This is a genomic window from Bradyrhizobium sp. RDM12 (assembly GCF_051917485.1).
Taxonomy (GTDB): Bacteria; Pseudomonadota; Alphaproteobacteria; order Rhizobiales; family Xanthobacteraceae; genus Bradyrhizobium.
Map to the genome: position 1 here is coordinate 5,822,914 of NZ_CM133064.1, position 21,739 is coordinate 5,844,652.

The following is a 21,739-nucleotide window of genomic DNA, read 5'->3' on the forward strand; positions in this document are numbered from 1 at the left end:
CCCTTAAAGCCGCGTAAAGGTTAAGTTCAGCCGGTGCGACGGAGCGGCGCGGCGCGGCGCAGCGAAAGGACGGCGGCTTTGCCGCTCTGCGACACCAATCTCAACCCTTTGCTAACCATTGAATGAGGCGCGTCAGGACGACAGCCCCGTCAGCTCGAGACTGACCGCGCGCAGACGCCTGCGCGCATCGGCGTCATAGGCCTGCGGATTGGCACGCGCCTCGTTCATGCCGTTGAAGAACAGGCCGCTCTTGCCCGCGACGTCGTCGCCCTGGATCAGGTGGAGGATCGCAGCACCACCCTGCTCCACTGTCGAGATCGGCGTGATGCCGCCGGCGCGCACCATCGTGGTATTCATGTACGTCGCCGGATGCAACGAATTCGGGGTGATGCCGGCATCCTTGAGCTCGGCCGCGAGATCGATCGTGAATATGATCTGCGACAGCTTGCTCTGCGCATAGGCGCGCGAGCCACTGTAGCCTTTCGTAATCATGACGTCGTCGAAATCGATCGGACGCTGGCCGAGCGACGCGACATTGACGATGCGCGACGGTGCTGCGGCCTTCAGCAACGGCAGCAGCAGATGGACGAGCAGAAAGCCCGAGAGATAGTTCACGGCAAAGCGCAATTCGTGACCGTCGCGGCTCTCCTGACGCAGCGGCCCGTCGCTCTGCGAGCCGATGCCGGCATTGCTGAAAGACATCGAGGCGTTGATGATCCCGCATCACGGCCGCGGCGAGCTCGCGCGTGCCTGCCATCGACGACAGGTCGGCCTGATAGAAGGTCGGCGCGGCATGGCCGGCCCTCAGTATCTCCTCGATGAGTGCCTTTGCGCGCTCGGCACTCCGGCCATGGATCAGGACCTTCGCGCCTTCGGCGGCAAGGCGGTTTGCGACATAGCGCCCGACACCATCGGTCGAGCCTGTGATCAGAACCGTCTTGCCGCGCATGTCCATGGAGCTGCTCCCTGATTAGTGGATCTCCGCCGAGCGCTTCAGCGCGGCCTTGAGCTTCTCCAGCGAGAAGTCCGGGCTGCGTGCGATCTCGAGGATCGGCGTCTCGCGGCGGCCGCAGAGCTCGGCGGCCTCGGGAAGCTTCGCGGCGATGTCGAGCGGGATCACGATGGCGCCATGCCGGTCGGCGTGAATCAGATCGTCCGATTTCACGGTCATGCCGGCAACGCGCACCTCGCCACCAAAGCTCTCCGCGTGCACCCATGCATGCGACGGGCCGATCGAGCCGGCCAGCGCCTGGAAGCCCGGAGCCCATTGCGGAACGTCGCGGATCGAGCCGTCGGTGACGACGCCGAGGCAACCGAGCGCCCTGTGCACGTTGCTCTGCACCTCGCCCCAGAACGCGCCGTAGCCGACGTCGGGACCGTCAATGTCCTGGATCACCGAGATGCGCGGTCCGTGGCCGGTGCCGACATATTCGTAATATTCGATGCGACGCTTCGACTGTTCTTCGGCCGGCAGCGACGATTTCAACACCGAGCAGATCGTGACGGTGCGGGCGTAGCCGACGATCGGCGGCAAATCCGGGAACGGGCAGACCAGTTGCTTGGTGGTGTAGCCGATCAGACGGCGCTCGGGCGCCACGATCTCCATGGCGTTGCAGATCGTCGGCGTGTCATAGCGGCCCAGCGCTTCGAGGACGGAAGCGGGCAGCGGCCCGGTCGCGGTATTGGTCACGGCGTTATCTCCCAGATTGGCGGCTGATTGATATGATGCCGCCGGCACAGGGCGATATAGCCGAGATCGGGTCTCAGCCCAACTCAGGCGCTCTCATGGCAGATATCCGCGTGCGGGCGCTCAGTGCAGCCGCCCGGGCCGGTCGTCGTCGTGAGGCGGCTCCGACAGGCTAGCGATTGTGGGCGCCGAGGGCGGCGACGAGATCTCGTCGCCCGCGGGCGCCGCGGCTTGCGTCGCGCGTGCCTGGTCGCGATAGGATTTGTAGCCGAGCGGCAGGCCGAGCAGATAGAGCACGGTGCCGACCGAGAGCACGTGCCAGGGATAGGCGATCAAAATCGCGATGAAGACGATCACCGCGACGAACGCCGGCAGCACGAGCTCGGGCGGCACGCGCATGCGCTTGGTCTTGCCGGAGAACACCGGCAGGCGCGAGACCATGAGGAAGGCGATCAGCAACGTATAGGCCGCGGTCAGCGCCGCCGGTGCCCGACCGAGATCGAGGAAGGCGACGTAGATCGGCAACAGCACGGTGATGGCGCCGGCCGGCGCGGGCACGCCGGTGAAGAAATTGGCGGCGAAAGCGGGCTTGTTCGGATCGTCCATAGTGGCGTTGAAGCGCGCGAGCCGCAGACCGCCGGAAATCGCAAACACCATGGCGGCGATCCAGCCGGCATTGCCGAGCTCATGCAGCTGCCAGAAGTACAGCATCAGGCCAGGGGCGACGCCGAAATTGACGAAGTCGGCGAGGCTGTCGAGTTCGGCGCCGAACTTCGACTGCCCCTTGATCAGGCGCGCGACGCGGCCATCGATGCCGTCGAGCGCGGCCGCAAACACGATGGCATAGACGGCGAGCGCCATCCGCCCCTCGATCGAGAGCCGGATCGAGGTCAGGCCGGCGCAGATCGCCAGCAGCGTGATGACGTTGGGCACCAGCATCCGTACAGGGATCGGGCGGAACCGCCGGCGGCGTATGTCGGGATCTCGGTAGTCGTAAGGCGTCATTGGCGCGTCCTCACCTGCAGGCGAGATATAGCAAGCCGTACTCCCCTCCGCCATTGCGGCGGAAGGCCCCCGACAGCCGCTTCTTGGTTAATTGGCGCGATAGGCGCGGTTCGGGTCGTCTCCGGTGAGATCGGCCAGGATGGTCTCGCCCGCGATCGCGGTCTGCCCTTCCGAGACCAGCGCCTTGGTGCCGACCGGCAAGTAGACGTCGAGACGCGAGCCGAAGCGGATCAGGCCGAACCGCTCACCGGCGCCGACCGCCTGTCCTTCCCTGACAAAGCAGACGATGCGCTTTGCGACGAGGCCCGCGATCTGGATCACGCCGATCCGGCCCTGCGGCGTCGAGATCACAAGCGAATTGCGCTCGTTGTCCTCGCTCGCCTTGTCGAGCTCGGCATTGATAAACAAGCCGGGCCGATAGGCGATGCGATCCACCCTGCCCGCGATCGGACTGCGATTCACATGGCAGTTGAAGACGCTCATGAACACCGAGATGCGCGGCAGCGGCCGGTCGCCAAGCCCGAGTTCGGCCGGCGGCAGCGCCATCGTGATCATCGAGACGCGGCCATCGGCCGGCGACACCACGAGTCCGTCGCGCACCGGCGTCACGCGCACGGGATCGCGGAAGAACAGCGCGCACCACACGGTGAGGATGGTGCCGATCCATCCCAGCGGCGACCACAGCCAGAACAGGACGAGGCTTGCCAGCGCAAAGCCGCCGATGAAGGGATAGCCCTCTTTGTGGATCGGCGGGATCTGACGCTGGATCAGATCGAGGATGGACATCGCTATCTGCCGCTCAGGGGTTGATGGCGCGGGTCGTCTCGCGCACCGGGGTTGTTTAGGCCAGAGTTGGGATCGGAGACAAGCTCACTCCGCGGCCGCTTGCGCCGTGAGGGCGTCCTCGACCGGCGGCGGCTCCCGGTTTGGCGCCTCGCTGCTGTCGGCCATCCGGGCCAGTTTCTCGCGTGCGGCCTCGGCCTCGCGCTGCCTGTTCCACATGCTGGCGTAGAGACCGCCTTGGGCGAGCAGGTTGGCATGGGTGCCGCGCTCGGCGATGCGGCCCTGATCCAGCACGATGATCTCGTCGGCGCCGACAATGGTCGAGAGCCGGTGGGCGATCACGAGCGAGGTGCGGTTCTTTGCCACGCGGTCGAGCGCACCCTGGATCTCGTGCTCGGTGTGGGTGTCGAGCGCCGAGGTCGCCTCGTCCAGCACCAGGATCGGCGGTGCCTTCAACACGGTGCGCGCGATCGCGACGCGCTGCTTCTCGCCGCCCGACAGCTTCAGCCCGCGCTCGCCGACCTGGGTCTCGTAGCCCATCGGCGCCATGCGGATGAAATGATCGATCTGCGCCAGCCGGGCCGCCTCCTCGACCTCGGCATCGCCGGCGTCCCAGCGGCCGTAGCGGATGTTGTAGCGGATGGTGTCGTTGAACAGCACCGTGTCCTGCGGCACCATTCCGATCGAAGCGCGCAAGCTCGCCTGCGTGACCTCGCGAATGTCCTGGCCGTCGATCAGAATCTTTCCACCGGACACGTCATAGAGGCGGAACAGCAGCCTCGAAATGGTCGACTTGCCGGCGCCTGACGGGCCGACGATCGCCACCGTCTTGCCGGCCGGCACCTCGAAGCTGATGCCTTTCAGGATCGGCCGCGCCGGCTCATAGGCAAAGCGCACGTCCTCGAAGCGCACCGTACCGGCGCAGATGACCAGTGGCTGCGCGCCGGGCTCATCCTTGATCTCGGCCTCGCGGCCGATCACGCCGAACATCTTCTCGATGTCGATGATCGCCTGCTTGATCTCGCGATAGACCATGCCCATGAAGTTCAGGGGCTGGTAGAGCTGTATCATCATGGCGTTGACCAGCACGAAATCGCCGACCGTGTTGGTGCCGTTGCGCACGCCGATGGCGCACATCAGCATGGTCGCGGTCAGGCCCAGCGTGAAGATCACGGCTTGCCCGGTATTGAGCACGGCCAGCGAAGTGTAGGCGTGGACGCTCGACTCCTCGTAGCGCGCGACCGAACGGTCGTAGCGCTGCGCCTCGCGCGCCTCAGCGCTGAAATATTTCACGGTCTCGTAGTTGAGCAGCGAGTCGATCGCCTTGGTGTTCGCCTCCGTGTCGGAATCGTTCATCTTGCGGCGGATGCCGATCCGCCATTCGGTCGCGACGTAGGTGTAATACATGTAGACCGTGACGGTGATCAGCGTCGCGACCACGTAGCGCCAGTCGAACTGCCACAGCAGCACGGCCAGCAGCAACGAGACCTCGACGATGGTCGGAATCAGTTGCAGGATCACCATGCGCACGATGACCTCGATGCCCTCGCGGCCGCGCTCGAGCACGCGCGTCAGGCCGCCGGTCTTGCGTTCGAGGTGGAAGCGCAGCGACAGCTCGTGCATGTGGACGAAGGTGATGGTGGCGAGCTTGCGCACGGCGTGCATGGCGACGCGGGCAAAGATGCCGTCGCGCCATTGCGTCAGCACCGCCATCAGAATGCGCATCACCCCATAGCTCGCGGTCAGCAGCAATGGCGAGGCGATCACCCAGAGGTGCCAATTGTCGGGCTGCACCGGCGCGGTGTTGGCGCCGGTCAACGCATCCGTCGCCCATTTGAAGCTGAACGGCACCGTCAGCGTGATCAGCTTGGCGGCGAGCAGCAGCACCATCGACCAGACCACGCGCATCTTCAGGTCGACGCGGTCGCCCGGCCAGATATAGGGCCACAGATGCGCCAGCGTGCCCATCAGCGTGGCCCGCTCCAGCGGACCGCCTGAGGAATCAGGCACGTCGGCGACGTCTGGCGTATGAGGTGGGCTCATCAAAAAACCTGGAGGCCCACCGGATGCGGGCGCGTTGCGATTAACTGTTTTCGCTCGTCATATAGAAGCTTCCGGGGGCCAGCGCACCCCGCCAGATGGCGAATCTTCGATTGTTTATCGCCATTTACCGGTAGATTTGCGGGTGGTTCGGATCACCGATTGGGCTTGACGCCCCTTCGCTGCAATGCATCATGGTGCCAATGAGCACGATCAAAACCGTCTGTGTCTATTGCGGCTCCGGTCCCGGAACCAATCCCCACTTCACCGAAGGCGCCAAGGCGTTCGGCAAGGCGCTCGCCGAGAACAACATCCGCCTGGTCTATGGCGGCGGCTCGCTTGGCCTGATGGGCTCGGTCGCGACCTCCGTGCTCGATCACGGCGGCACCGTCACCGGCATCATTCCCGAATTCCTGCGGAAGCGCGAGAATGCGCTGACCCGCGTGCAGGAAATGATCGTCACCCCCGACATGCACGAGCGCAAGCGGCTGATGTTCGAGCGTTCCGACGCCTTCGTGGCGCTGCCGGGCGGCGTCGGCACGCTGGAGGAACTGGTCGAGCAGTTGACCTGGAAGCAACTCGGCCGTCACGCCAAGCCGGTACTTCTCGCCAACATCGATAATTTCTGGGAGCCGCTGTTCTCGCTGCTGTCGCACATGCGCCAAACCGAGTTCATCCGCGCCGGCCTTTCGGTCGATATCATCAAGGCCGATCGCGTCGAGGATATCCTGCCGAAGCTGAAGTCGGCGGCGGCCCAGCTCGCCGAGGCGGAAAAGCAGATGGCCCCGGACGTCGCGCGCAAGCTGTAATCACTGCTGCGGAAACGTCACCGCCTCGATCCGGTTGCCGTCGGGATCAAGGACGAAGGCTGCGTAGTAGCGGACGCGGTCGTGCGGGCGAATGCCCGGCGCGCCATCGGATCCGCCGCCGGTCGCAAGCGCGGCAGCGTGGAATGCATCGACCTCGCTCGTCGTGTTCGCCCGCAGGCAGATGTGCACGCCGCTCTCCGGTGGCACGGACGGCATGGCCTCGCGCAGATTGATCCAGAATTCGGGATAGGTCTTGCCGAAGCCGACCGTGCGCGGTCGCGTGACGAGGCGGGTGAGGCCGAGGGCGGCGAGCGTCGCCTCGTAGAACTTTGCGGAGCGTTCGAGCTCGCGGACGCCGACGGAGATGTGGTCGATCATTGCAAGTGCTCCCCTCTCTCCTCGTCATTGCGAGCGAAGCGAAGCAATCCAGAGTCTTTCCGCGGTGACAGTCTGGATTGCTTCGCTTCGCTCGCAATGACGGCGTTTGTGGCGCCGCCGTGCACTACGCCGGCGCGCCCGACTTCACGAGCTTGTAGATCACCGAATCCATCAGCGCCTGGAACGAGGCGTCGATGATGTTCGGGGACACGCCGACCGTGGTCCAGCGATCGCCGTTCTCGTCCTCGCTCTCGATCAGGACGCGCGTGACCGCGCCGGTGCCGCCGTTGAGGATACGCACGCGGTAATCGATCAGCGTCAGGGCCTCGATGTACTTCTGATACTTGCCGAGGTCCTTGCGCAGCGCGACGTCGAGCGCGTTGACGGGGCCGTTGCCCTCGGCTGCCGAGATCAGATGCTCGCCGGCGACGTCGACCTTCACCACGGCCAACGCCACCGTGACGGGCTCGCCAAGGGCGTTGTAGCGCTGCTCGACATTGACGTCGAACTGCTCGACCTCGAAATAATGCGGCACCTTGCCGAGCGTGCGGCGCGCCAGCAGATCGAACGAGGCGTTGGCGGATTCATAGGCGTAGCCGGCCGCCTCGCGCTCCTTCAACTCCTCGACCAGCCGGGTCAGCTTCGGATCGCTCTTCTCGTAGGCAATGCCGGCGCGGTCGAGCTCGGCCATCACGTTGGAGCGGCCGGCCTGGTCGGACACCAGCACCTTGCGGTGATTGCCGACCGTCTCCGGCAGCACATGCTCGTAGGTCTGCGGATCCTTCATCACGGCGGAGGCGTGAATGCCGGTCTTGGTGACGAAGGCGCTCTCGCCGACATAGGCGGCATGGCGGTTCGGCACGCGATTGAGCATGTCGTCGAGCGTGCGCGAGACCTTGACCAGCGTCGCGAGCTTCTCCGGCGTGACCGAGATCTCGAAGGCATCCGCGAACTCCGGCTTCAGCTTCAAGGTCGGAATCAGCGAGCAGAGGTTGGCGTTGCCGCAGCGCTCGCCGAGTCCGTTCAGCGTGCCCTGGATCTGCCGCGCGCCGGCGCGCACCGCGGCCAGTGAATTGGCCACCGCCTGCTCGGTGTCGTTATGGGCGTGGATGCCGAGATGGTCGCCGGGGATGTGCCTGGTCACTTCGGTGACGATGGCTTCGACCTCGTTCGGCATGGTGCCGCCATTGGTGTCGCACAACACCACCCAGCGCGCGCCGGCCTCATAGGCCGCCCTGGCGCAGGCGAGCGCAAAATTCCCATCTTCCTTGTAGCCGTCGAAGAAATGTTCACAGTCGAGCATGACCTCGCGGCCGGCAGCCTTCGCGGCCGCGACGCTGTCGCGGATCGAGGCGAGGTTTTCCTCTTTCGTCGTCTCCAGCGCGACGCGCACCTGATACGCCGAGGATTTTGCCACGAAGCAGATCGCGTCCGCCTTCGCTTCCAGGAGCCCGGCGACGCCGGGATCGTTGGAGACCGAGCGCCCTGCCCGCCGCGTCATGCCGAAGGCGGTGAAGCGCGCATGATTGAGCTTCGGCTTGCTGCCGAAAAACTCGGTGTCGAGCGGATTGGCACCGGGATAGCCGCCCTCGACATAGTCGATCCCGAGATCGTCGAGCATCGCCGCAATGATCTGCTTGTCGGTCAGCGTGAAATCGACGCCGTTGGTCTGCGCACCGTCGCGCAGCGTCGTGTCGAAGAGATACAGACGCTCCTTGCTCATTGCAGCGCTCCCGATGCGGGTCCGGTGCCGAACGTTTTCTGCATGGTGGTGTTGGCGAGCCACTCGTTGTTGACGGTGATGCTATTGCGCTGCATGGCGATATAACCGCGCTTGGCGAAGAAGCCTTCCGCCGTATCGCTGGCGTCGACCGTCAATTTTTCCGCGCCACGGCCGCCAGCGAGCTTTTCCAGCGCGTCGACCAGCATGGTCGCAATGCCCTGCCCCGCCACGGCTGGATGCACGTAGAGCATACGGATGTGGTCCTTGCCGCGCAGAGAGGCGAAACCGACGGGCGAGCCGTCCAGCGTGGCGATCAGCGTCAGGTCGGAGGCGAGCCCCTTGCCGAACTCCTCGGTCTCGGCCGCCGCCATCCAGGCTTCCTGCTGCGCCTCATTGTAGTCGTCGCCGGTCAGTTCCTCGATACTGGCTGCGAAGATCGCGGCCAGCATCGGAACGTCATCGGGCAGGAACGGCCGCAAGCCGGGCTTGGGGTGCGCTTGTGCCATCACGCGAGCTCCCAGGTCGTCACTGGCTTGCCGTCGGCATCCTTGCCATCCCTGATCACGACGCCCTTGGCCGCAAGCTCGTCACGGATGCGGTCGGATTCCCTGAAGTCTTTTCGCGCCCGTGCAGCCGTGCGCTCCGCGATCAGGCGGTCGATCTCGCCAGCGTCGACGCCGCTCGCCTGGCGCTTGCGGCTCTCCCATTGCGCCACGCTCTCGGACAGGAAACCGAGCAGACGCAGCGACGCGGAAAGACCGGCCGCGTCGGACGAATTGCGCAGACCATGCAGCGCCGCGATCGCCTGCGGCGTGTTGAGATCGTCGAGCAGGGCTTCGACCACGGATGTCGCCGGCTCTGACGGCGCGACGTCAGCCGCAAAGCGATACCAGTCGTTGAGCGTCTTGGCGCTCTCTTCCAGCGACTTCATGGTCCAGTCGATCGGCGAGGTGTAGTGCGTCTTCAGCATGTTGAGGCGCAGCACCTCACCCGGCCAGTCCGCGAGCAGCTCGTGGATGGTGATGAAGTTGCCGATGCTCTTCGACATCTTCTCGCTCTCGACCTGCAGGAAGCCGTTGTGCATCCAGTAGTTCGCCATGCGCTGCTGGTGGAAGGCGCAGCAGGTCTGCGCGACCTCGTTCTCGTGATGCGGAAACACGAGATCGATACCGCCGCCATGGATGTCGAACTGCTCGCCGAGATGTTTCCACGCCATGGCCGAGCATTCGATGTGCCAGCCCGGGCGCCCCTGCGCGGCGATGCCGGCCGGCGACGGCCAGGACGGCTCGCCCGGCTTGGACGGCTTCCACAGCACGAAGTCGGTCAGATCTTTTTTGTAGGGCGCGACATCGACACGCGCGCCGGCGATCATTTCGTCGAGTGAGCGCTTTGACAACGCGCCGTAGCGCGGCAGCCCGTTATTGGCCGCGTTCATCGCCTGCGGCGAGAACAGCACGTGGTCCTCGGCAGCGTAGGCAAAGCCGCCGGCAATGAGCTTTTCGATGATCTCGCGCATCTCGCCGATATGTTCGGTCGCGCGCGGCTCGACGCTCGGCCGGAGCGCGCCCAGCGCGTCGACGTCGGCGTGAAATTGCTTGCCGGTCTGCTCGGTAACCTTGCGGATCGCCTCGTTCAGCGGCAGGCCGGGAAAATCCCGCGCGGCACGGTCATTGATCTTGTCGTCGACGTCGGTGATGTTGCGGACATATTTGACGTGAGCCTCGCCATAGAGATGGCGAAGCAACCGAAACAGCACGTCGAACACGATCACCGGCCGCGCATTGCCGATATGGGCGAAGTCATAGACGGTCGGTCCGCAGACATACATGCGGACGTTGTTCGCATCGAGCGGCACGAACGGCCGCTTCTCCCGGCTCAGCGTATCGTAAAGACGCAATTCCATATGGACACCCGTCGGCTGTTGGCCGGGCGTCCAGTGCTCTCAATGTGGTTGAGAAAAGACGGCTCCAGCCAGCAGATCGCTAGCTCGTAATCTCGCGGCAAATAATGCAGATGGCGAGGAGACCGTTCATGCGGCGACATATGGGCCACGACGGCACCTTTCGTCAAGAGAGCCGCGAAAATGCCGTCTTATCTCCGCAATGCGCGTCCGCCCCGCCTTGATGGTTCGTCATCCTTAACCTTTTGAGTTTAATTTGGAACTCGGAAGTCCCCCAAGCCGCCGGTGCATCCATGCGATCCTTGTTCGCGCTCGTCTCCTATGCCTCTCTTCTCGCGGCAACCAGCGCTTTGGCCGAGACCCGCGTCTTCATCATCGCCAACCAGGCCGACGGCTACGGCGTCGACCAGTGCGTGGCCAAGGGCGAGAAATGCGGCGCACAGGTCGCCCGCACCTACTGCCAGTCACGGGACTTTGCACAGGCATCGGCCTACCGCCGGGTCGATCCCGACGAAATTACCGGCTCCGTCCCCAAATCCGGCGCAAACTGCTCCCATGGCCATTGCGACGAATATGTCGCAATCACCTGCCAGCGTTGAATTCGCTCGGAACTGGCGGACCTTAGGACCCGTTTACGGCCCCCGAAACGACGTGACGATGCCGCAGGAAGCGGCTATTGGAGGGCGCGCTTCGGCCCTCCAGACCACGCTGGGCTGTGACCTCGCTAGAATGGCGGATATGCCTGAATTTTTGTCCCTGTCCCGTGCCCGCTCCCTCCTTGCCTGCACCGTGCTTCTGAGCGCGATCGCGCTCGCCACTGATGCCTTTGCGCAGGCCGGCCCGCCCGGCGCAGCGCCGCCTCCGCCCGCCCAGGGCGGGCTCGGGCCGAACCCGATGTGCGTGCGGCTGGAAGGGCAGCTCGCCGCGCTCGACCGTGGAGCGAGCGGCGATCCAGCGCGCGACGACCAGATCCGCCGCTACCAGGATTCCCAGACCCGCCAGCAGGCCGAGCTTGACCGCGTCACCATGCAGGCCAAGCGCATGGGCTGCGATTCCTCCGGCTTCTTCTCGCTGTTCAGCGGCCAGTCGGCGCAATGCGGTCCGGTCAACACCCAGATCCAGCAGATGCGCGCCAATCTCGACCAGATCACCGGCAATCTCGAACGCCTGCGCGGCGGCGGTTCCGGCGGCAGCCCCGAACGCGACAGCCAGCGCCGCTCGGTGCTGATTGCGCTCGCGCAAAACAATTGCGGCCCGCAATACGCCAATGCCGCGCAGCCGCAGGGGGCAACTTCCTGAGCAATCTGTTCGGCGGCAACAATAATCCGAACAATCCGCCAGGCGCTCCGCCCGCCGATCTCGGCCCGCAATCCGGCACGTACCGCACCGTCTGCGTGCGCACCTGCGACGGCGCCTATTTCCCGATCTCGTTTGCGACCGTGCCGGCGCGCTTCCCCGATGACGAGAGGACCTGCAAGGCGCTGTGCCCGGCAGCCGAAGCCGTACTCTACGCCCACCGCAATCCCGGTGAGGACATGAACTCCGCGGTCTCCATCAGCGGCCAGCCCTACACCGCGCTGCCGACCGCCTTCAAATTCCGCAGCGAGTTCAACCCGTCCTGCTCGTGCAAGGCGGCGGGCCAGAGCTGGGCCGACGCGCTGAAATCGGCCGACGACAAGGCGGCCGTCGAGCAGCAGGGCGACATCATCGTCACCGAAGAGAGCGCCAAGAAGATGCAGCAGCGGCAGCTCACCAAGGGCACGCCTGCGAACGCCAAGAAGGGTGCGACACCTGCGCCGGTGACGGCGAATGCCCCGGCCGCAGCACCGTCTGCGGACGCGAGCACCGCGACCACGTCGGAGAACAAGCCGATCCGTTCGGTCGGACCGAGCTTCCTGCCGCAACAGCAGAAGTAGGTTGCCGGCTCCGCGCTCCGCGAAGGCGGGCATCCAGTACGCTGCGGCAGCAGTTGGCTTTCACAATGTCCGCCGCGGAATACTGGATCATCCGCCTTCGCGGATGGTGACAGCGGAATGAATGGCCTACCCCTCGAACGCGTCGATGGACGCCGTGCTGCCGCGCGACACCAACGTGTCGTCGGGCACGGGCAATCCCTCGCCGCGGTCGCGAAAACGATTGGTGATGGGATAGCGGCGGTCGCGGCCGAAATTCTTCCGCGTCACCTTCACGCCGGGCGCGGCCTGGCGGCGCTTGTATTCGGCAACGTTGAGGAGATGATCGATGCGGGTCACCGTCTCGCGGTCGAAGCCCGCGGCGATGATCTGGTCGAGCGGCTCCTCGCGTTCGACCAGACGCTCCAGGATCGCATCGAGCACCTCGTAAGCCGGCAGTGAGTCCTGATCGGTCTGGTTCTCACGCAGCTCCGCCGTCGGGGGACGCGTGATGATATCGGGCGGGATCACCTCGCCTGCGGGCCCGAGCGCGTCGTCGGGCTTCCATGCGTTGCGCAGCGCCGCCAGACGGAACACCTGCGTCTTGTAGATGTCCTTGATCGGATTGAAGCCGCCGTTCATGTCGCCATAGAGCGTGGAATAGCCGACCGACATTTCCGACTTGTTGCCTGTCGTCACCACCATCAGCCCGGTCTTGTTCGAGATCGCCATCAGCAACGTGCCGCGGGTCCGGGCCTGAAGGTTTTCCTCGGTGATATCGGGCGGCAGGTTCTTGAAGATGCCGGACAGGATGGTCTCGAAACCATTCACCGCCTCCGCGATCGGCAACACCTCGTAGCGGATGCCGAGATGGCCGGCGAGTTCGCCCGCGTCGGCGATCGAGTGTGCCGCCGTATAGCGATACGGCAACATCACGCCGTGCACCTGATCGGCGCCGAGTGCGTCGACCGCGATCGCCGCACAGAGTGCGGAATCGATGCCGCCTGAGATGCCGAGAAGCACGCCGGGAAAGCCATTTTTGGTGACGTAGTCGCGCAAGCCCAGCACGCACGCGGCGTAGTCGGCGTGGTCGCCTTCGGGCTGCTCCGCAATCGGACCAGTGCAGCGCCAATCGCCGCCGGTCCTGGTGAAGCGCAGCGTGGTGATGCTCTCTGCGAACGCAGGTAGTTGCGCGGCCAGCGAGAGATCGCCATTGAGTGCGAACGACGCGCCGTCGAACACGAGCTCGTCCTGGCCGCAGACCTGGTTGAGATAGACCAGAGGCAGGCCGCTCTCGGTGACCCGCGCGACCGCCACCGACAGACGCACATCGTTCTTGTCGCGGCCATAGGGCGAGCCGTTCGGGACCAGAATGATCTCGGCGCCGGTCTCGGCCAGCGTCTCGACCACATTCTCGTAGTCCTCGGATTCCTCCAGCCAGATGTCCTCGCAGATCGGCACGCCGATGCGCACGCCGCGCACCGTAACGGGACCGGCGGCGGGGCCGCGCGAAAACAGCCGCTTCTCGTCGAACACACCGTAATTCGGCAGATTGCATTTGAAGCGCAACGCGGCGATGCGCCCGCCGTCGAGCAGCGCGCAGGCGTTGTAGAGCTTGCCGTCCTCGATCCAGGGCGTGCCGACCAGCAGCGCCGGGCCGCCGTCGGCGGTCTCGCGCGCGAGCGCTTCGATTGTGGAACGGCAGCCGGCCTGGAAGGCGGGCTTCTGCACCAGATCTTCCGGCGGATAGCCGGCGATGAACAATTCCGGAAACAGCACGAGATCGGCGCCATCGGCGATGGCTCGCGCGCGCGCCGAGCGAACCTTCGCGGCATTGCCCTCGATGTCGCCCATGGTCGGATTGAGCTGGGCGAGCGTGACCGCGAATACATTGAGAGGTTCGGTCATCTAGCGCTCTCCGTCACCTCTCCCGAAGGGAGAGGTCGGATTGCATCGGAGATGCAATCCGGGTGAGGGGTTACGGTATCTCGTGGGACCTGAACCCCCTCACCCGATTTGCGCTCGGCGATGCTGCGCATCGCGAGACGCAAATCGACCTCTCCCCGTTGGGGAGAGGTGAAGGAGCTTCGGGCACCGCCGCTCAATCGATCATCTCCGCGAGCTAGAGGAAACCCAGACGCTCGATGATCGCGATGATCCAGAACGCACCGGCCATCAGCAGCGCAACGCCGACTGCGGCCGAGCCCATGTCCTTGACCCGCCCGATCTGCTTGTCGTGATCCATGGTCAGGCGATCGGCGAGCTTCTCGATCGCAGTGTTGAGCAACTCGACCACCAGTACGAAGGCGACCGAGCAGACCAGCTCGACCGCGCGTGTCGCGCTGGCGGCGACGAACCAAGCCACCGGCAGCGACAGGAGCAGCGCAAAGATCTCCTCGCGGACAGCCTGTTCCGAGCGGAACGCAAAGGCCAGACCGTTGCGGGAGTTGATCGTGGCCTTCCAGATCCGCAGCAAGGATTTAGAGCCCCGCTGCAAAAGGCATCGGCCTGGCTTTGCCGACGCGTTCCTGCTTCAGCAATTCGGCGACCAGGAAAGCCATGTCGATGGATTGCTCGGCATTGAGGCGGGGATCGCAAACCGTGTGGTAGCGGTCGTTGAGATCCTCGTCCGTGATCGCGCGGGCGCCGCCGATACATTCGGTGACGTCCTGGCCGGTCATCTCCAGATGCACGCCGCCGGCGTGCGTGCCTTCCGCGGCGTGGATCGTGAAGAACGACTTCACCTCCGACAGCACGCGGTCGAACGGCCGCGTCTTGTAGCCCGACGTGGAGGTGATGGTGTTGCCGTGCATGGGGTCGCACGACCAGACCACCACCCTGCCCTCGCGCTTCACCGCGCGGATCAGGCCCGGCAGATGATCGGCGACCTTGTCGGAACCGAAGCGGTTGATCAGCGTCAGCCGGCCCGGCTCGTTGTCGGGGTTGAGCACGTCGATCAGCTTCAACAACTCGTCCGGCTTGAGCGACGGGCCGCATTTCAGCCCGATCGGATTCTTGATGCCGCGGAAATATTCGATGTGGCCGTGATCGAGCTGGCGGGTGCGGTCGCCGATCCAGATCATGTGGCCCGAGGTCGCGTACCAGTCGCCGGTCGTGGAATCGACGCGGGTCATGGCCTGCTCGTAGCCGAGCAGCAGCGCCTCGTGGCTGGTGTAGAAGTCGGTGGCGCGCAACTCGGGATGGCTTTCGAGATCGAGGCCGCAGGCGCGCATGAAATTGAGCGCGTCCGAGATGCGATCGGCCAGTTCCTTGTAGCGGCGGGACTGCGGGCTGTCCTTGAGGAAGCCGAGCATCCATTGATGCACGCTGCCGAGGTTGGCGAAGCCGCCGGTGGCGAAGGCGCGGAGCAGGTTCAGCGTCGCGGCCGATTGACGATAGGCCATCAGCTGCCGCTGCGGATCCGGCACGCGCGCTTCCCTGGTGAAGGCGATGTCGTTGACGATGTCGCCGCGATAGCTCGGCAGCTCGACGCCGTCGATCTTCTCGGTCGGCGACGAGCGCGGTTTTGCAAACTGACCGGCGATGCGACCGACCTTCACCACCGGCACCGCGCCGGCATAGGTCAGCACCACCGCCATCTGCAGCAGCACGCGGAAGAAATCGCGGATGTTGTTGGCGCCGTGCTCGGCAAAGCTCTCGGCGCAATCGCCGCCCTGCAGCAGGAAGGCGTCGCCGGCAGCAACGCGCGCCAGCGCCTTCTTCAGATTGCGCGCCTCGCCGGCAAATACCAGCGGCGGAAAGGTTGCAAGCTGCGCCTCGACGTCGGCCAAAGCCTTGGCGTCGGGATAATCGGGCACCTGTAGCACCGGCTTGCTGCGCCAGGACTCGGGCGTCCACCGCTCGGACATCGCAATCTCTCCGTGAAGCAAAAAGTGCAACCTGATCTGTGGGTTGCGAGGGCCGCCTTATACACAGGCTGGCACGACACCGCCAGTTGTAAATCCATTTCGCAATGCAAACCTTTGCGGGCAAAGCCAAATTCGCATCTGCTAGGGGCGGCAGAGGAAACCGGCAAGACAGTTTCCATCCATGGACGCGGCACTGGACGACGTTTTCATCGACGAGATCAGCTTCCCGGCGACCGACAGGTATGCGCTGACCGGCACCCTGTTCCTGCCGCGCGGTGCCAAGCGCCATGCCGTCCTGATCAACTCGGCGACCGCGGTCCCGCGAAAAGTCTATCGCGGCTTCGCCTCCTATCTCGCCCATCGCGGCTGCGCGGTTCTCACTTACGACTATCGCGGCATCGGCGGCTCCCGCCTGCCGGCAATGGTCGGCTACAACCGGCCGAAATCGCTGGTCGGCTTCAAGGCCTCGATGTCGGACTGGGCCGCGCTCGACGTCACGGCCGCGGTGAGCTGGATGCGCGAGCGTTACAACACGCTCCCCCTTGCCTATTTCGGCCATTCATTCGGTGGCCAGGCGCTCGGGTTGATCGCGAACAACAGCGACATCGCGCGCGCCGCTTTCGTGGCCTCGCAGGCCGCGACCTGGCGGCTGATGACGTCACCGGAGAAATACCGCGTCTTCGCCTTCATGAATTTCGTCGGCGTTCCGCTGGTCCACGCGCTCGGCTACGCGCCGGGCTGGGTCGGCATCGGCGAGGATCTGCCCAAGGGCGCCTTCCTGCAATGGGCGGACTGGGTCTCGAGCCCGTGCTATCTGTTCGATTCCAAACTGCCGGAGCTGGCGAATTTCGCAAAATTCAGGGGCGAGCTGCGCGCGCTGTGCTTCTCCGACGATCCCTGGGCGACGCGCCCAGCGGTCGAGTTGCTCGCATCCGGCTTCACGGCGATCAAGCCGGAGGTGCTGACGGTGAAGCCGTCCGAAGTCGGCGCCAAGGCGATCGGCCATTTCGGCTTCTTCCGCCCCGAGCACCGCGACATGCTGTGGCGCGGGGTGGCGGAATGGATTCAGGGGGAATGATCGTCAGCCGGCTGCGGGCAGTTTGACGACGACGCGCAGCCCTGTTCGTCCCGCCTCCGTCATGTTCACCGCTTCTATCGTCCCACCGAGCCGATCGACGATCCGCTTCACGATCGAGAGGCCGAGACCGACGCCATCGCCTTCCGGACGTTGACCACGGAAGAACGGCTCAAAAATCCGGCTGATCTCGTCGGGGGAAACGCCGGGCCCGGTGTCCTCGATTTGAAGCACGGCCGTCGCGTCGTCCTGGTAAATCGCTACATCGATCCTGCCATCTTCCGGCGTGAACCGAAGCGCGTTGTCGATGAGATTGCGGATCATGGCGGCGAGCATGACAGGCTCACCGCGCACCGCGACAGACTCGGCTCGTGCGAAGCCAAGATCGACCCCACGGTTGATCGCCTCCCGCAACAGATCGGCGATCACCCCTCTCGCCGCGCGATCGAGCTCCACGACCTGCCATTCGGCGCGATCGGAGGGCGTTACGTCGTGCCGTGCCAGCGCCAGCAACTGCTCCAACAGATGCTTGCTGCGGCGCATGCCCTGCCGAAGCGCCGCAAGGCGCTCGCGCGCGGCCGGCGGCAGTTCGACTTGATCGAGATTTTCGGCCTGCAAGCTCAGTGCGGTGAGCGGCGTCCGCAGTTCATGCGCAGCATCGGCGATGAACCTGCGCTGCTGCTCCACCATGTCGTGCACGCGACGCAGCAGGCCGTTGATCGAGGATACGAACGGGTTGAGTTCGCTCGGGAGGCCGTGAAGCGGGAGCGCCGTCATGTCATCGGCGGGCCGGGCATCGAGTTCGCCTGCCAGACGCACCATCGGGCGCAGCGATCTCGCGATGACAAAGGCGATCACCAGCATCAGGCAGGGAATCAGTGCTGCGATCGGAAGTACCGTGCGGAACGCCATGTCGCCCGCGATCTCATCACGAACGCCCGTGCTCTGCGCCACCGCAAAGCGACTGCCGTCGGACCGCGTCCGCAGCACCATGCGGATCGGCTTTCCCTTTCGCGTCGCGTCGCGCATCCCGTCCTGAAGCCGCCACAGCTGGCGCTGCTCGGGCGTGCCTTGCGGCGCCTTGCCCAGTTCCATCAGCCAGACTTCGGAATCCTCATCGACCCCGTGGAGAGACCACCGCTCTGAACGAGACCTGCAATCTGGGTCAGGACGGAGTCCTGGGTTTCGATGGCTTCGTCGAATGCCCACCCGTGCGCAAACAAGCCCCCCACAAGATCCGTCAGCAGGACAATCGTCGTCAAGCTGATGAACAGCCGGCCGCGCAACGACTTGGTCATGACCCCCGATCCACCATCCATCTCATCCCGCGCACGTTACGAATCGCCTCCGTGCCGAGCTTCTTCCGGATCGTGTGGATCAGGAATTCGACCGCATTGCTTTCGACCTCCTCGTTCCAGCCGTAAAGCTGCCGCTCGAGTTCGCTCCGCGACAGGATCGTCCCGGGCCGCGTCAGCAGGGCCTGGAGCAGCGCGAACTCGCGCGCGGTCAGAATCGACGTCTGGCCACTGAGCGAGGCCTCGCGGGTCGCAGGATCGAGACTGAGCTTGCCGTTGCCAACCACAGCGGGCGCACCGCTGCCTTCGCGACGAAGCACCGCCCGCATCCGCGCCAGCAGTTCGCGGATTTCGAACGGCTTCACGAGATAATCGTCCGCGCCGAGATCGAGCCCTGCGATCCTGTCGTCGAGAGCATCGCGCGCCGTCACGATGATGACGGGGAGCTTGCGGCCGTCAGAACGCAGCTGCCGCAGGATATCACGGCCATCGGTATTCGGCAGACCGAGATCGAGCAGCAGCACCTCGTAGGATTCGGTTGCCACGGCAAGCAGCGCGGTCTCGCCGTCCCTGACCCAGTCGACCGCGTAGGCGGCATCCTTCAGCGCCTGCTCGATCGCCGCTCCGACCATCCTGTCGTCCTCGATCAGCAGAACCCGCAACAATCGATCCTCAAAAACAGCCGGCCATCCGGGCGTCAAGATCATGGCCATTCCGACTTAGCGCAGAGTTAGCAAGCGCCGGCAGGCCCAAATTGCAGCGAGGGCCGCGCGCCCGGAAATTTCGCATCCCTAAGCCGGCGCTAAGTCCCCTGCGCGACGCTCCGGCATCGCTTCGGCTTTGGGAGATTTGGGCGTGTCGCAATATTCAGGCTTTGGCGCAAGACGGATGCTGAACAAGGTTCCGGAGGTCACCGCGATCTTCTGGGCCATCAAGATCCTTTCGACCACGGTCGGCGAGACCGGCGCCGACTATCTCGCGGTGCATGTCGGCCTTGGCGCCAGCCTGACCGCGATCTGCATGTCCGGCCTGCTGGCCGCCGCGCTGCTGCTGCAACTGGGCCGACGCGCTTATGTGCCCTGGATCTACTGGCTCACCGTCGTCCTCGTCAGCATCGTCGGCACGCAACTCACCGACCTCCTGACAGACAAGCTCGAGATCAGCCTTTATTTCAGCACCGCCGCCTTCGCCTGCGCACTCGCGGCAACCTTCGCGATCTGGTTCGGCGTCGAGCGCACGCTGTCGATCCGCAGCATCGTCACGACGCGGCGCGAGCTGTTCTACTGGACCGCGATCCTGTTCACCTTCGCGCTGGGCACCGCCGCCGGCGACCTCGCCACCGAAGCGCTCGGCCTCGGCTTCCAGCTCGGCGTCGTCACATTCGGCGCACTGATCGTGGCAGTGGCCCTCTCCTACACTATAGGCGCCAATCCCGTCCTCACCTTCTGGTTCGCCTACATCCTTACCCGCCCGCTCGGCGCCTCGCTCGGCGATCTGCTGTCACAATCGCGCGAGTATGGCGGCGTAGGCCTCGGCACGATCCAGACCAGCATCGCCTTCCTCACCGTGATCGTCGGCCTCGTTGCCTGGGTGACGTTCGAAGGCGACGGCGCGCGCCGCGCCGGCCCGGCGCAATAACCCAATCACAGCTTCAACGCATCCTGCGCGGACGCAGGAGTCACACCAGGAGAGACATACGATGAAACTCATCCCCGCCATCGCCGTTTGCCTCGTGACAACCTTCTCCGGCGAACCAAACATGCACGCAACCCAGCACATCACATTCGTGCCGCTCGCGGAGGCCGCGACAGCCAAGCTCGGCGATCTCACGCCGTTCCGCGGCATCGTCGTCGATGTCGCCGCACTGGTCGACAAGGGCGACCTGCCGGGTGCCAAGACCAGGATCAAGGATCTCGAGACCAAATGGGATGAAGCCGAAGCCGGATTAAAGCCGCGCGCGGCGGCCGACTGGCACACGGTCGACAAGGCGATCGATCGCGCGCTGGAGGCGTTGCGCGCGGGCACGCCGGACGCTGCAAAATGCAAGCAGGCGATCGCCGATCTGCTCGCGGTCATGGATAGCGTCGCCAGGGCCTGAGACAACGAGGACACCATGCAAGATTACGCAAAGAGCAACCTCGTCAGCGAGAGCAAGGTCCCTGAAGTCACACTCGGCTTCTGGATCATCAAGATCGCCGCCACGACTCTGGGCGAGACCGGCGGCGACACCGTCACAATGACGCTGAACTGGGGTTATCTCGCGGGCACGTGCCTGTTCCTGGCTGCGATGATCGTCCTGGTCGCCGCACAAATCCGCGCGCGCAAATTCCATCCATCGCTTTACTGGGCGACCATCGTGGCCTCGACCACCTTCGGTACCACGATGGCCGACTTCGCCGACCGCTCGCTCGGCATCGGCTACACCGGCGGCTCGACGCTCCTTCTCACTTGCCTCGTGCTGGTGCTCGGCCTCTGGTATCGCACCGAGGGAACGATCTCGGTCAATAGCGTCAGCACGCCGCGGGTGGAGGCCTTCTATTGGGGCGCGATCACCTTCTCGCAGACGCTCGGCACCGCGCTCGGCGATTGGATCGCTGATACCGGCGACATGGGCTATCGCGGCGGCGCCCTGATCTTCGCAGCCGGGCTTGCCCTCATCGCCGCACTCTATTTCTGGACGCGCGCCTCACGCGTCACATTGTTCTGGGTCGCCTTCATCCTGACGCGACCGCTGGGTGCGACCGTCGGCGACTTCCTCGACAAGCCGCTCGATCATGGCGGCCTCGCGCTGAGCCGGCCGCTGGCCTCGGCCGCGATCGCGGCGCTCATGGTGGTCTGCCTGCTGCTGATCCCGCAGCGCGCGGGACAGCATCCAGGCGATAGTCGAACAGCGGAGCAAACCTGAGAAATCAATTACCGGATGATCGTCGTCAGCGACGAGTAGCGCTTGTTCGGCTTGGCCTCGCTCGCCGAGAACTGCGCGAAGGCTTCGCTGACGCGGGTCGCGGGCGGCGTGTCGCTGGCAAAACGGAATTCCTTCGGCTTCGGCGCATAGAAGCTGGCGCTGTAATAGGCGTCGTCGAAGCGTGCCTCGCCGACGCCAAACAAGGCGTCGCAGACGAACAGCAGCGCGTAGACTCCCGCGACGGCAGCGACGATCTCCTTGAAAATAGACATGCTGATGCCCCAAGCTTTTGCAGGCAGGATGCACGTCGGTTCCAAAGCGGAGGTTTAAGCCGTTTCGGTTCTTGTCCGCAGCGTTTGCCGCGCGTGAGCGGATTGT

Annotated in this window: 21 protein-coding genes and 2 pseudogenes; 7 read left to right on the forward strand and 16 right to left on the reverse strand. The window is 64.8% G+C overall.

Annotated elements, in window-relative coordinates; translation table 11 throughout:
• Positions 1-132: 132 nt before the first annotated feature.
• The 5 genes and pseudogenes from ACTGJ9_RS28640 to ACTGJ9_RS28660 all read right to left on the reverse strand — a co-directional run bounded on the left by ACTGJ9_RS28640 (position 133) and on the right by ACTGJ9_RS28660 (position 5,518).
• Positions 133-955, reverse strand: a pseudogene (locus tag ACTGJ9_RS28640) (SDR family NAD(P)-dependent oxidoreductase).
• A 15-nt stretch (positions 956-970) separates the two neighbouring features.
• The gene (locus ACTGJ9_RS28645) at positions 971-1,690 is read right to left on the reverse strand and encodes an RraA family protein (protein ID WP_456673799.1); all 720 of its coding nucleotides are present in this window, start codon (positions 1,688-1,690) and stop codon (positions 971-973) included.
• 120 nt (positions 1,691-1,810) lie between these two features.
• Positions 1,811-2,692 (reverse strand): CDP-alcohol phosphatidyltransferase family protein, encoded by an 882-nt coding sequence (locus ACTGJ9_RS28650; RefSeq protein ID WP_456673800.1) that lies wholly within the window; start codon positions 2,690-2,692, stop codon positions 1,811-1,813.
• A gap of 87 nt (positions 2,693-2,779) precedes the next feature.
• Positions 2,780-3,478: a phosphatidylserine decarboxylase gene (locus ACTGJ9_RS28655; RefSeq protein WP_456673801.1), complete on the reverse strand. Its 699-nt coding sequence runs from the start codon at positions 3,476-3,478 to the stop codon at positions 2,780-2,782.
• Between the two features lie 84 nt (positions 3,479-3,562).
• A complete protein-coding gene (locus tag ACTGJ9_RS28660; protein WP_456673802.1) occupies positions 3,563-5,518 on the reverse strand; it encodes an ABCB family ABC transporter ATP-binding protein/permease in 1,956 nt (651 codons plus the stop codon).
• Positions 5,519-5,718: 200 nt separating this feature from the next.
• Here ACTGJ9_RS28660 and ACTGJ9_RS28665 point away from each other — a divergent pair, with 200 nt between their 5' ends.
• The gene (locus ACTGJ9_RS28665) at positions 5,719-6,324 is read left to right on the forward strand and encodes an LOG family protein (protein WP_456673803.1); all 606 of its coding nucleotides are present in this window, start codon (positions 5,719-5,721) and stop codon (positions 6,322-6,324) included.
• Here the strand turns inward: ACTGJ9_RS28665 and ACTGJ9_RS28670 are convergent, their stop codons facing one another.
• The 4 genes from ACTGJ9_RS28670 to cysS form a co-directional block, all read right to left on the reverse strand.
• Complete coding sequence (locus ACTGJ9_RS28670) at positions 6,325-6,702, reverse strand: VOC family protein (protein ID WP_456673804.1); 378 nt, start codon at positions 6,700-6,702, stop codon at positions 6,325-6,327.
• A gap of 124 nt (positions 6,703-6,826) precedes the next feature.
• Positions 6,827-8,425 carry a citramalate synthase gene (cimA, locus tag ACTGJ9_RS28675; RefSeq protein ID WP_456673805.1) on the reverse strand — a complete coding sequence of 533 codons (1,599 nt, stop codon included), beginning with the start codon at positions 8,423-8,425 and terminating at the stop codon, positions 6,827-6,829.
• A complete protein-coding gene (locus ACTGJ9_RS28680) occupies positions 8,422-8,931 on the reverse strand; it encodes a GNAT family N-acetyltransferase (protein ID WP_456673806.1) in 510 nt (169 codons plus the stop codon). The genes cimA and ACTGJ9_RS28680 overlap by 4 nt, the downstream gene beginning before the upstream one ends.
• The gene (gene cysS, locus ACTGJ9_RS28685; RefSeq protein ID WP_456673807.1) at positions 8,931-10,328 is read right to left on the reverse strand and encodes a cysteine--tRNA ligase; all 1,398 of its coding nucleotides are present in this window, start codon (positions 10,326-10,328) and stop codon (positions 8,931-8,933) included. The genes ACTGJ9_RS28680 and cysS overlap by 1 nt, the downstream gene beginning before the upstream one ends.
• A 290-nt stretch (positions 10,329-10,618) precedes the next feature.
• On the opposite strand from cysS, the gene ACTGJ9_RS28690 reads away from it, so the two are divergent.
• The gene (locus ACTGJ9_RS28690; RefSeq protein ID WP_456673808.1) at positions 10,619-10,924 is read left to right on the forward strand and encodes a hypothetical protein; all 306 of its coding nucleotides are present in this window, start codon (positions 10,619-10,621) and stop codon (positions 10,922-10,924) included.
• A gap of 130 nt (positions 10,925-11,054) precedes the next feature.
• Positions 11,055-12,241 (forward strand): annotated as a pseudogene (locus ACTGJ9_RS28695) (DUF2865 domain-containing protein).
• 126 nt (positions 12,242-12,367) lie between these two features.
• Here the strand turns inward: ACTGJ9_RS28695 and ACTGJ9_RS28700 are convergent.
• The 3 genes from ACTGJ9_RS28700 to ACTGJ9_RS28710 all read right to left on the reverse strand — a co-directional run bounded on the left by ACTGJ9_RS28700 (position 12,368) and on the right by ACTGJ9_RS28710 (position 16,086).
• Positions 12,368-14,125, reverse strand: coding sequence for an NAD+ synthase (locus tag ACTGJ9_RS28700; protein WP_456673809.1), 1,758 nt, complete (start codon positions 14,123-14,125; stop codon positions 12,368-12,370).
• A gap of 214 nt (positions 14,126-14,339) precedes the next feature.
• Positions 14,340-14,693, reverse strand: a complete 354-nt coding sequence (locus tag ACTGJ9_RS28705; RefSeq protein ID WP_354033854.1) for a diacylglycerol kinase — start codon at positions 14,691-14,693, stop codon at positions 14,340-14,342.
• Between the two features lie 4 nt (positions 14,694-14,697).
• The gene (locus ACTGJ9_RS28710; protein ID WP_456673810.1) at positions 14,698-16,086 is read right to left on the reverse strand and encodes a class II 3-deoxy-7-phosphoheptulonate synthase; all 1,389 of its coding nucleotides are present in this window, start codon (positions 16,084-16,086) and stop codon (positions 14,698-14,700) included.
• Positions 16,087-16,267: 181 nt separating this feature from the next.
• Between ACTGJ9_RS28710 and ACTGJ9_RS28715 the strand changes: the two genes are divergently transcribed.
• Positions 16,268-17,164 (forward strand): alpha/beta hydrolase family protein, encoded by an 897-nt coding sequence (locus tag ACTGJ9_RS28715; RefSeq protein WP_456673811.1) that lies wholly within the window; start codon positions 16,268-16,270, stop codon positions 17,162-17,164.
• 3 nt (positions 17,165-17,167) lie between these two features.
• Here ACTGJ9_RS28715 and ACTGJ9_RS28720 read toward each other — a convergent pair whose 3' ends face one another.
• The 3 genes from ACTGJ9_RS28720 to ACTGJ9_RS28730 all read right to left on the reverse strand — a co-directional run bounded on the left by ACTGJ9_RS28720 (position 17,168) and on the right by ACTGJ9_RS28730 (position 19,118).
• On the reverse strand, positions 17,168-18,025 hold the full coding sequence (locus ACTGJ9_RS28720) for an ATP-binding protein (RefSeq protein ID WP_456673812.1): 858 nt from the start codon (positions 18,023-18,025) through the stop codon (positions 17,168-17,170).
• Between the two features lie 230 nt (positions 18,026-18,255).
• A complete protein-coding gene (locus ACTGJ9_RS28725) occupies positions 18,256-18,459 on the reverse strand; it encodes a hypothetical protein (protein ID WP_456673813.1) in 204 nt (67 codons plus the stop codon).
• The gene (locus ACTGJ9_RS28730; RefSeq protein ID WP_456673814.1) at positions 18,456-19,118 is read right to left on the reverse strand and encodes a response regulator transcription factor; all 663 of its coding nucleotides are present in this window, start codon (positions 19,116-19,118) and stop codon (positions 18,456-18,458) included. Before ACTGJ9_RS28730 ends, ACTGJ9_RS28725 begins: the two co-directional genes overlap by 4 nt.
• Before the next feature lie 226 nt (positions 19,119-19,344).
• Here ACTGJ9_RS28730 and ACTGJ9_RS28735 point away from each other — a divergent pair, with 226 nt between their 5' ends.
• From ACTGJ9_RS28735 to ACTGJ9_RS28745, 3 genes are all read left to right on the forward strand, one after another.
• Entirely contained in the window at positions 19,345-20,094 is a 750-nt protein-coding gene (locus ACTGJ9_RS28735) for a COG4705 family protein (RefSeq protein WP_456673815.1), read from the forward strand.
• A 121-nt stretch (positions 20,095-20,215) separates the two neighbouring features.
• Complete coding sequence (locus ACTGJ9_RS28740) at positions 20,216-20,554, forward strand: hypothetical protein (RefSeq protein WP_456678659.1); 339 nt, start codon at positions 20,216-20,218, stop codon at positions 20,552-20,554.
• A 15-nt stretch (positions 20,555-20,569) separates the two neighbouring features.
• Positions 20,570-21,361 (forward strand): COG4705 family protein, encoded by a 792-nt coding sequence (locus ACTGJ9_RS28745; RefSeq protein WP_456673816.1) that lies wholly within the window; start codon positions 20,570-20,572, stop codon positions 21,359-21,361.
• Between the two features lie 8 nt (positions 21,362-21,369).
• Here ACTGJ9_RS28745 and ACTGJ9_RS28750 read toward each other — a convergent pair whose 3' ends face one another.
• Positions 21,370-21,633, reverse strand: a complete 264-nt coding sequence (locus tag ACTGJ9_RS28750) for a hypothetical protein (RefSeq protein WP_456673817.1) — start codon at positions 21,631-21,633, stop codon at positions 21,370-21,372.
• Positions 21,634-21,739 lie beyond the last annotated feature (106 nt).

Coding starts and splice junctions, on each gene's coding strand:
- ACTGJ9_RS28660 (WP_456673802.1), bottom strand. CDS start 5,518: ATGAGCCCACCTCATACGCCAGACGTCGCCGACGTGCCTGATTCCTCA.
- cimA (WP_456673805.1), bottom strand. CDS start 8,425: ATGAGCAAGGAGCGTCTGTATCTCTTCGACACGACGCTGCGCGACGGT.
- ACTGJ9_RS28655 (WP_456673801.1), bottom strand. CDS start 3,478: ATGTCCATCCTCGATCTGATCCAGCGTCAGATCCCGCCGATCCACAAA.
- ACTGJ9_RS28725 (WP_456673813.1), bottom strand. CDS start 18,459: ATGACCAAGTCGTTGCGCGGCCGGCTGTTCATCAGCTTGACGACGATT.
- ACTGJ9_RS28690 (WP_456673808.1), top strand. CDS start 10,619: ATGCGATCCTTGTTCGCGCTCGTCTCCTATGCCTCTCTTCTCGCGGCA.
- ACTGJ9_RS28650 (WP_456673800.1), bottom strand. CDS start 2,692: ATGACGCCTTACGACTACCGAGATCCCGACATACGCCGCCGGCGGTTC.
- ACTGJ9_RS28700 (WP_456673809.1), bottom strand. CDS start 14,125: ATGACCGAACCTCTCAATGTATTCGCGGTCACGCTCGCCCAGCTCAAT.
- ACTGJ9_RS28750 (WP_456673817.1), bottom strand. CDS start 21,633: ATGTCTATTTTCAAGGAGATCGTCGCTGCCGTCGCGGGAGTCTACGCG.
- ACTGJ9_RS28745 (WP_456673816.1), top strand. CDS start 20,570: ATGCAAGATTACGCAAAGAGCAACCTCGTCAGCGAGAGCAAGGTCCCT.
- ACTGJ9_RS28740 (WP_456678659.1), top strand. CDS start 20,216: ATGCACGCAACCCAGCACATCACATTCGTGCCGCTCGCGGAGGCCGCG.
- ACTGJ9_RS28715 (WP_456673811.1), top strand. CDS start 16,268: ATGGACGCGGCACTGGACGACGTTTTCATCGACGAGATCAGCTTCCCG.
- ACTGJ9_RS28735 (WP_456673815.1), top strand. CDS start 19,345: ATGCTGAACAAGGTTCCGGAGGTCACCGCGATCTTCTGGGCCATCAAG.
- ACTGJ9_RS28665 (WP_456673803.1), top strand. CDS start 5,719: ATGAGCACGATCAAAACCGTCTGTGTCTATTGCGGCTCCGGTCCCGGA.
- ACTGJ9_RS28720 (WP_456673812.1), bottom strand. CDS start 18,025: ATGCTGGTGATCGCCTTTGTCATCGCGAGATCGCTGCGCCCGATGGTG.
- cysS (WP_456673807.1), bottom strand. CDS start 10,328: ATGGAATTGCGTCTTTACGATACGCTGAGCCGGGAGAAGCGGCCGTTC.
- ACTGJ9_RS28670 (WP_456673804.1), bottom strand. CDS start 6,702: ATGATCGACCACATCTCCGTCGGCGTCCGCGAGCTCGAACGCTCCGCA.
- ACTGJ9_RS28710 (WP_456673810.1), bottom strand. CDS start 16,086: ATGTCCGAGCGGTGGACGCCCGAGTCCTGGCGCAGCAAGCCGGTGCTA.
- ACTGJ9_RS28680 (WP_456673806.1), bottom strand. CDS start 8,931: ATGGCACAAGCGCACCCCAAGCCCGGCTTGCGGCCGTTCCTGCCCGAT.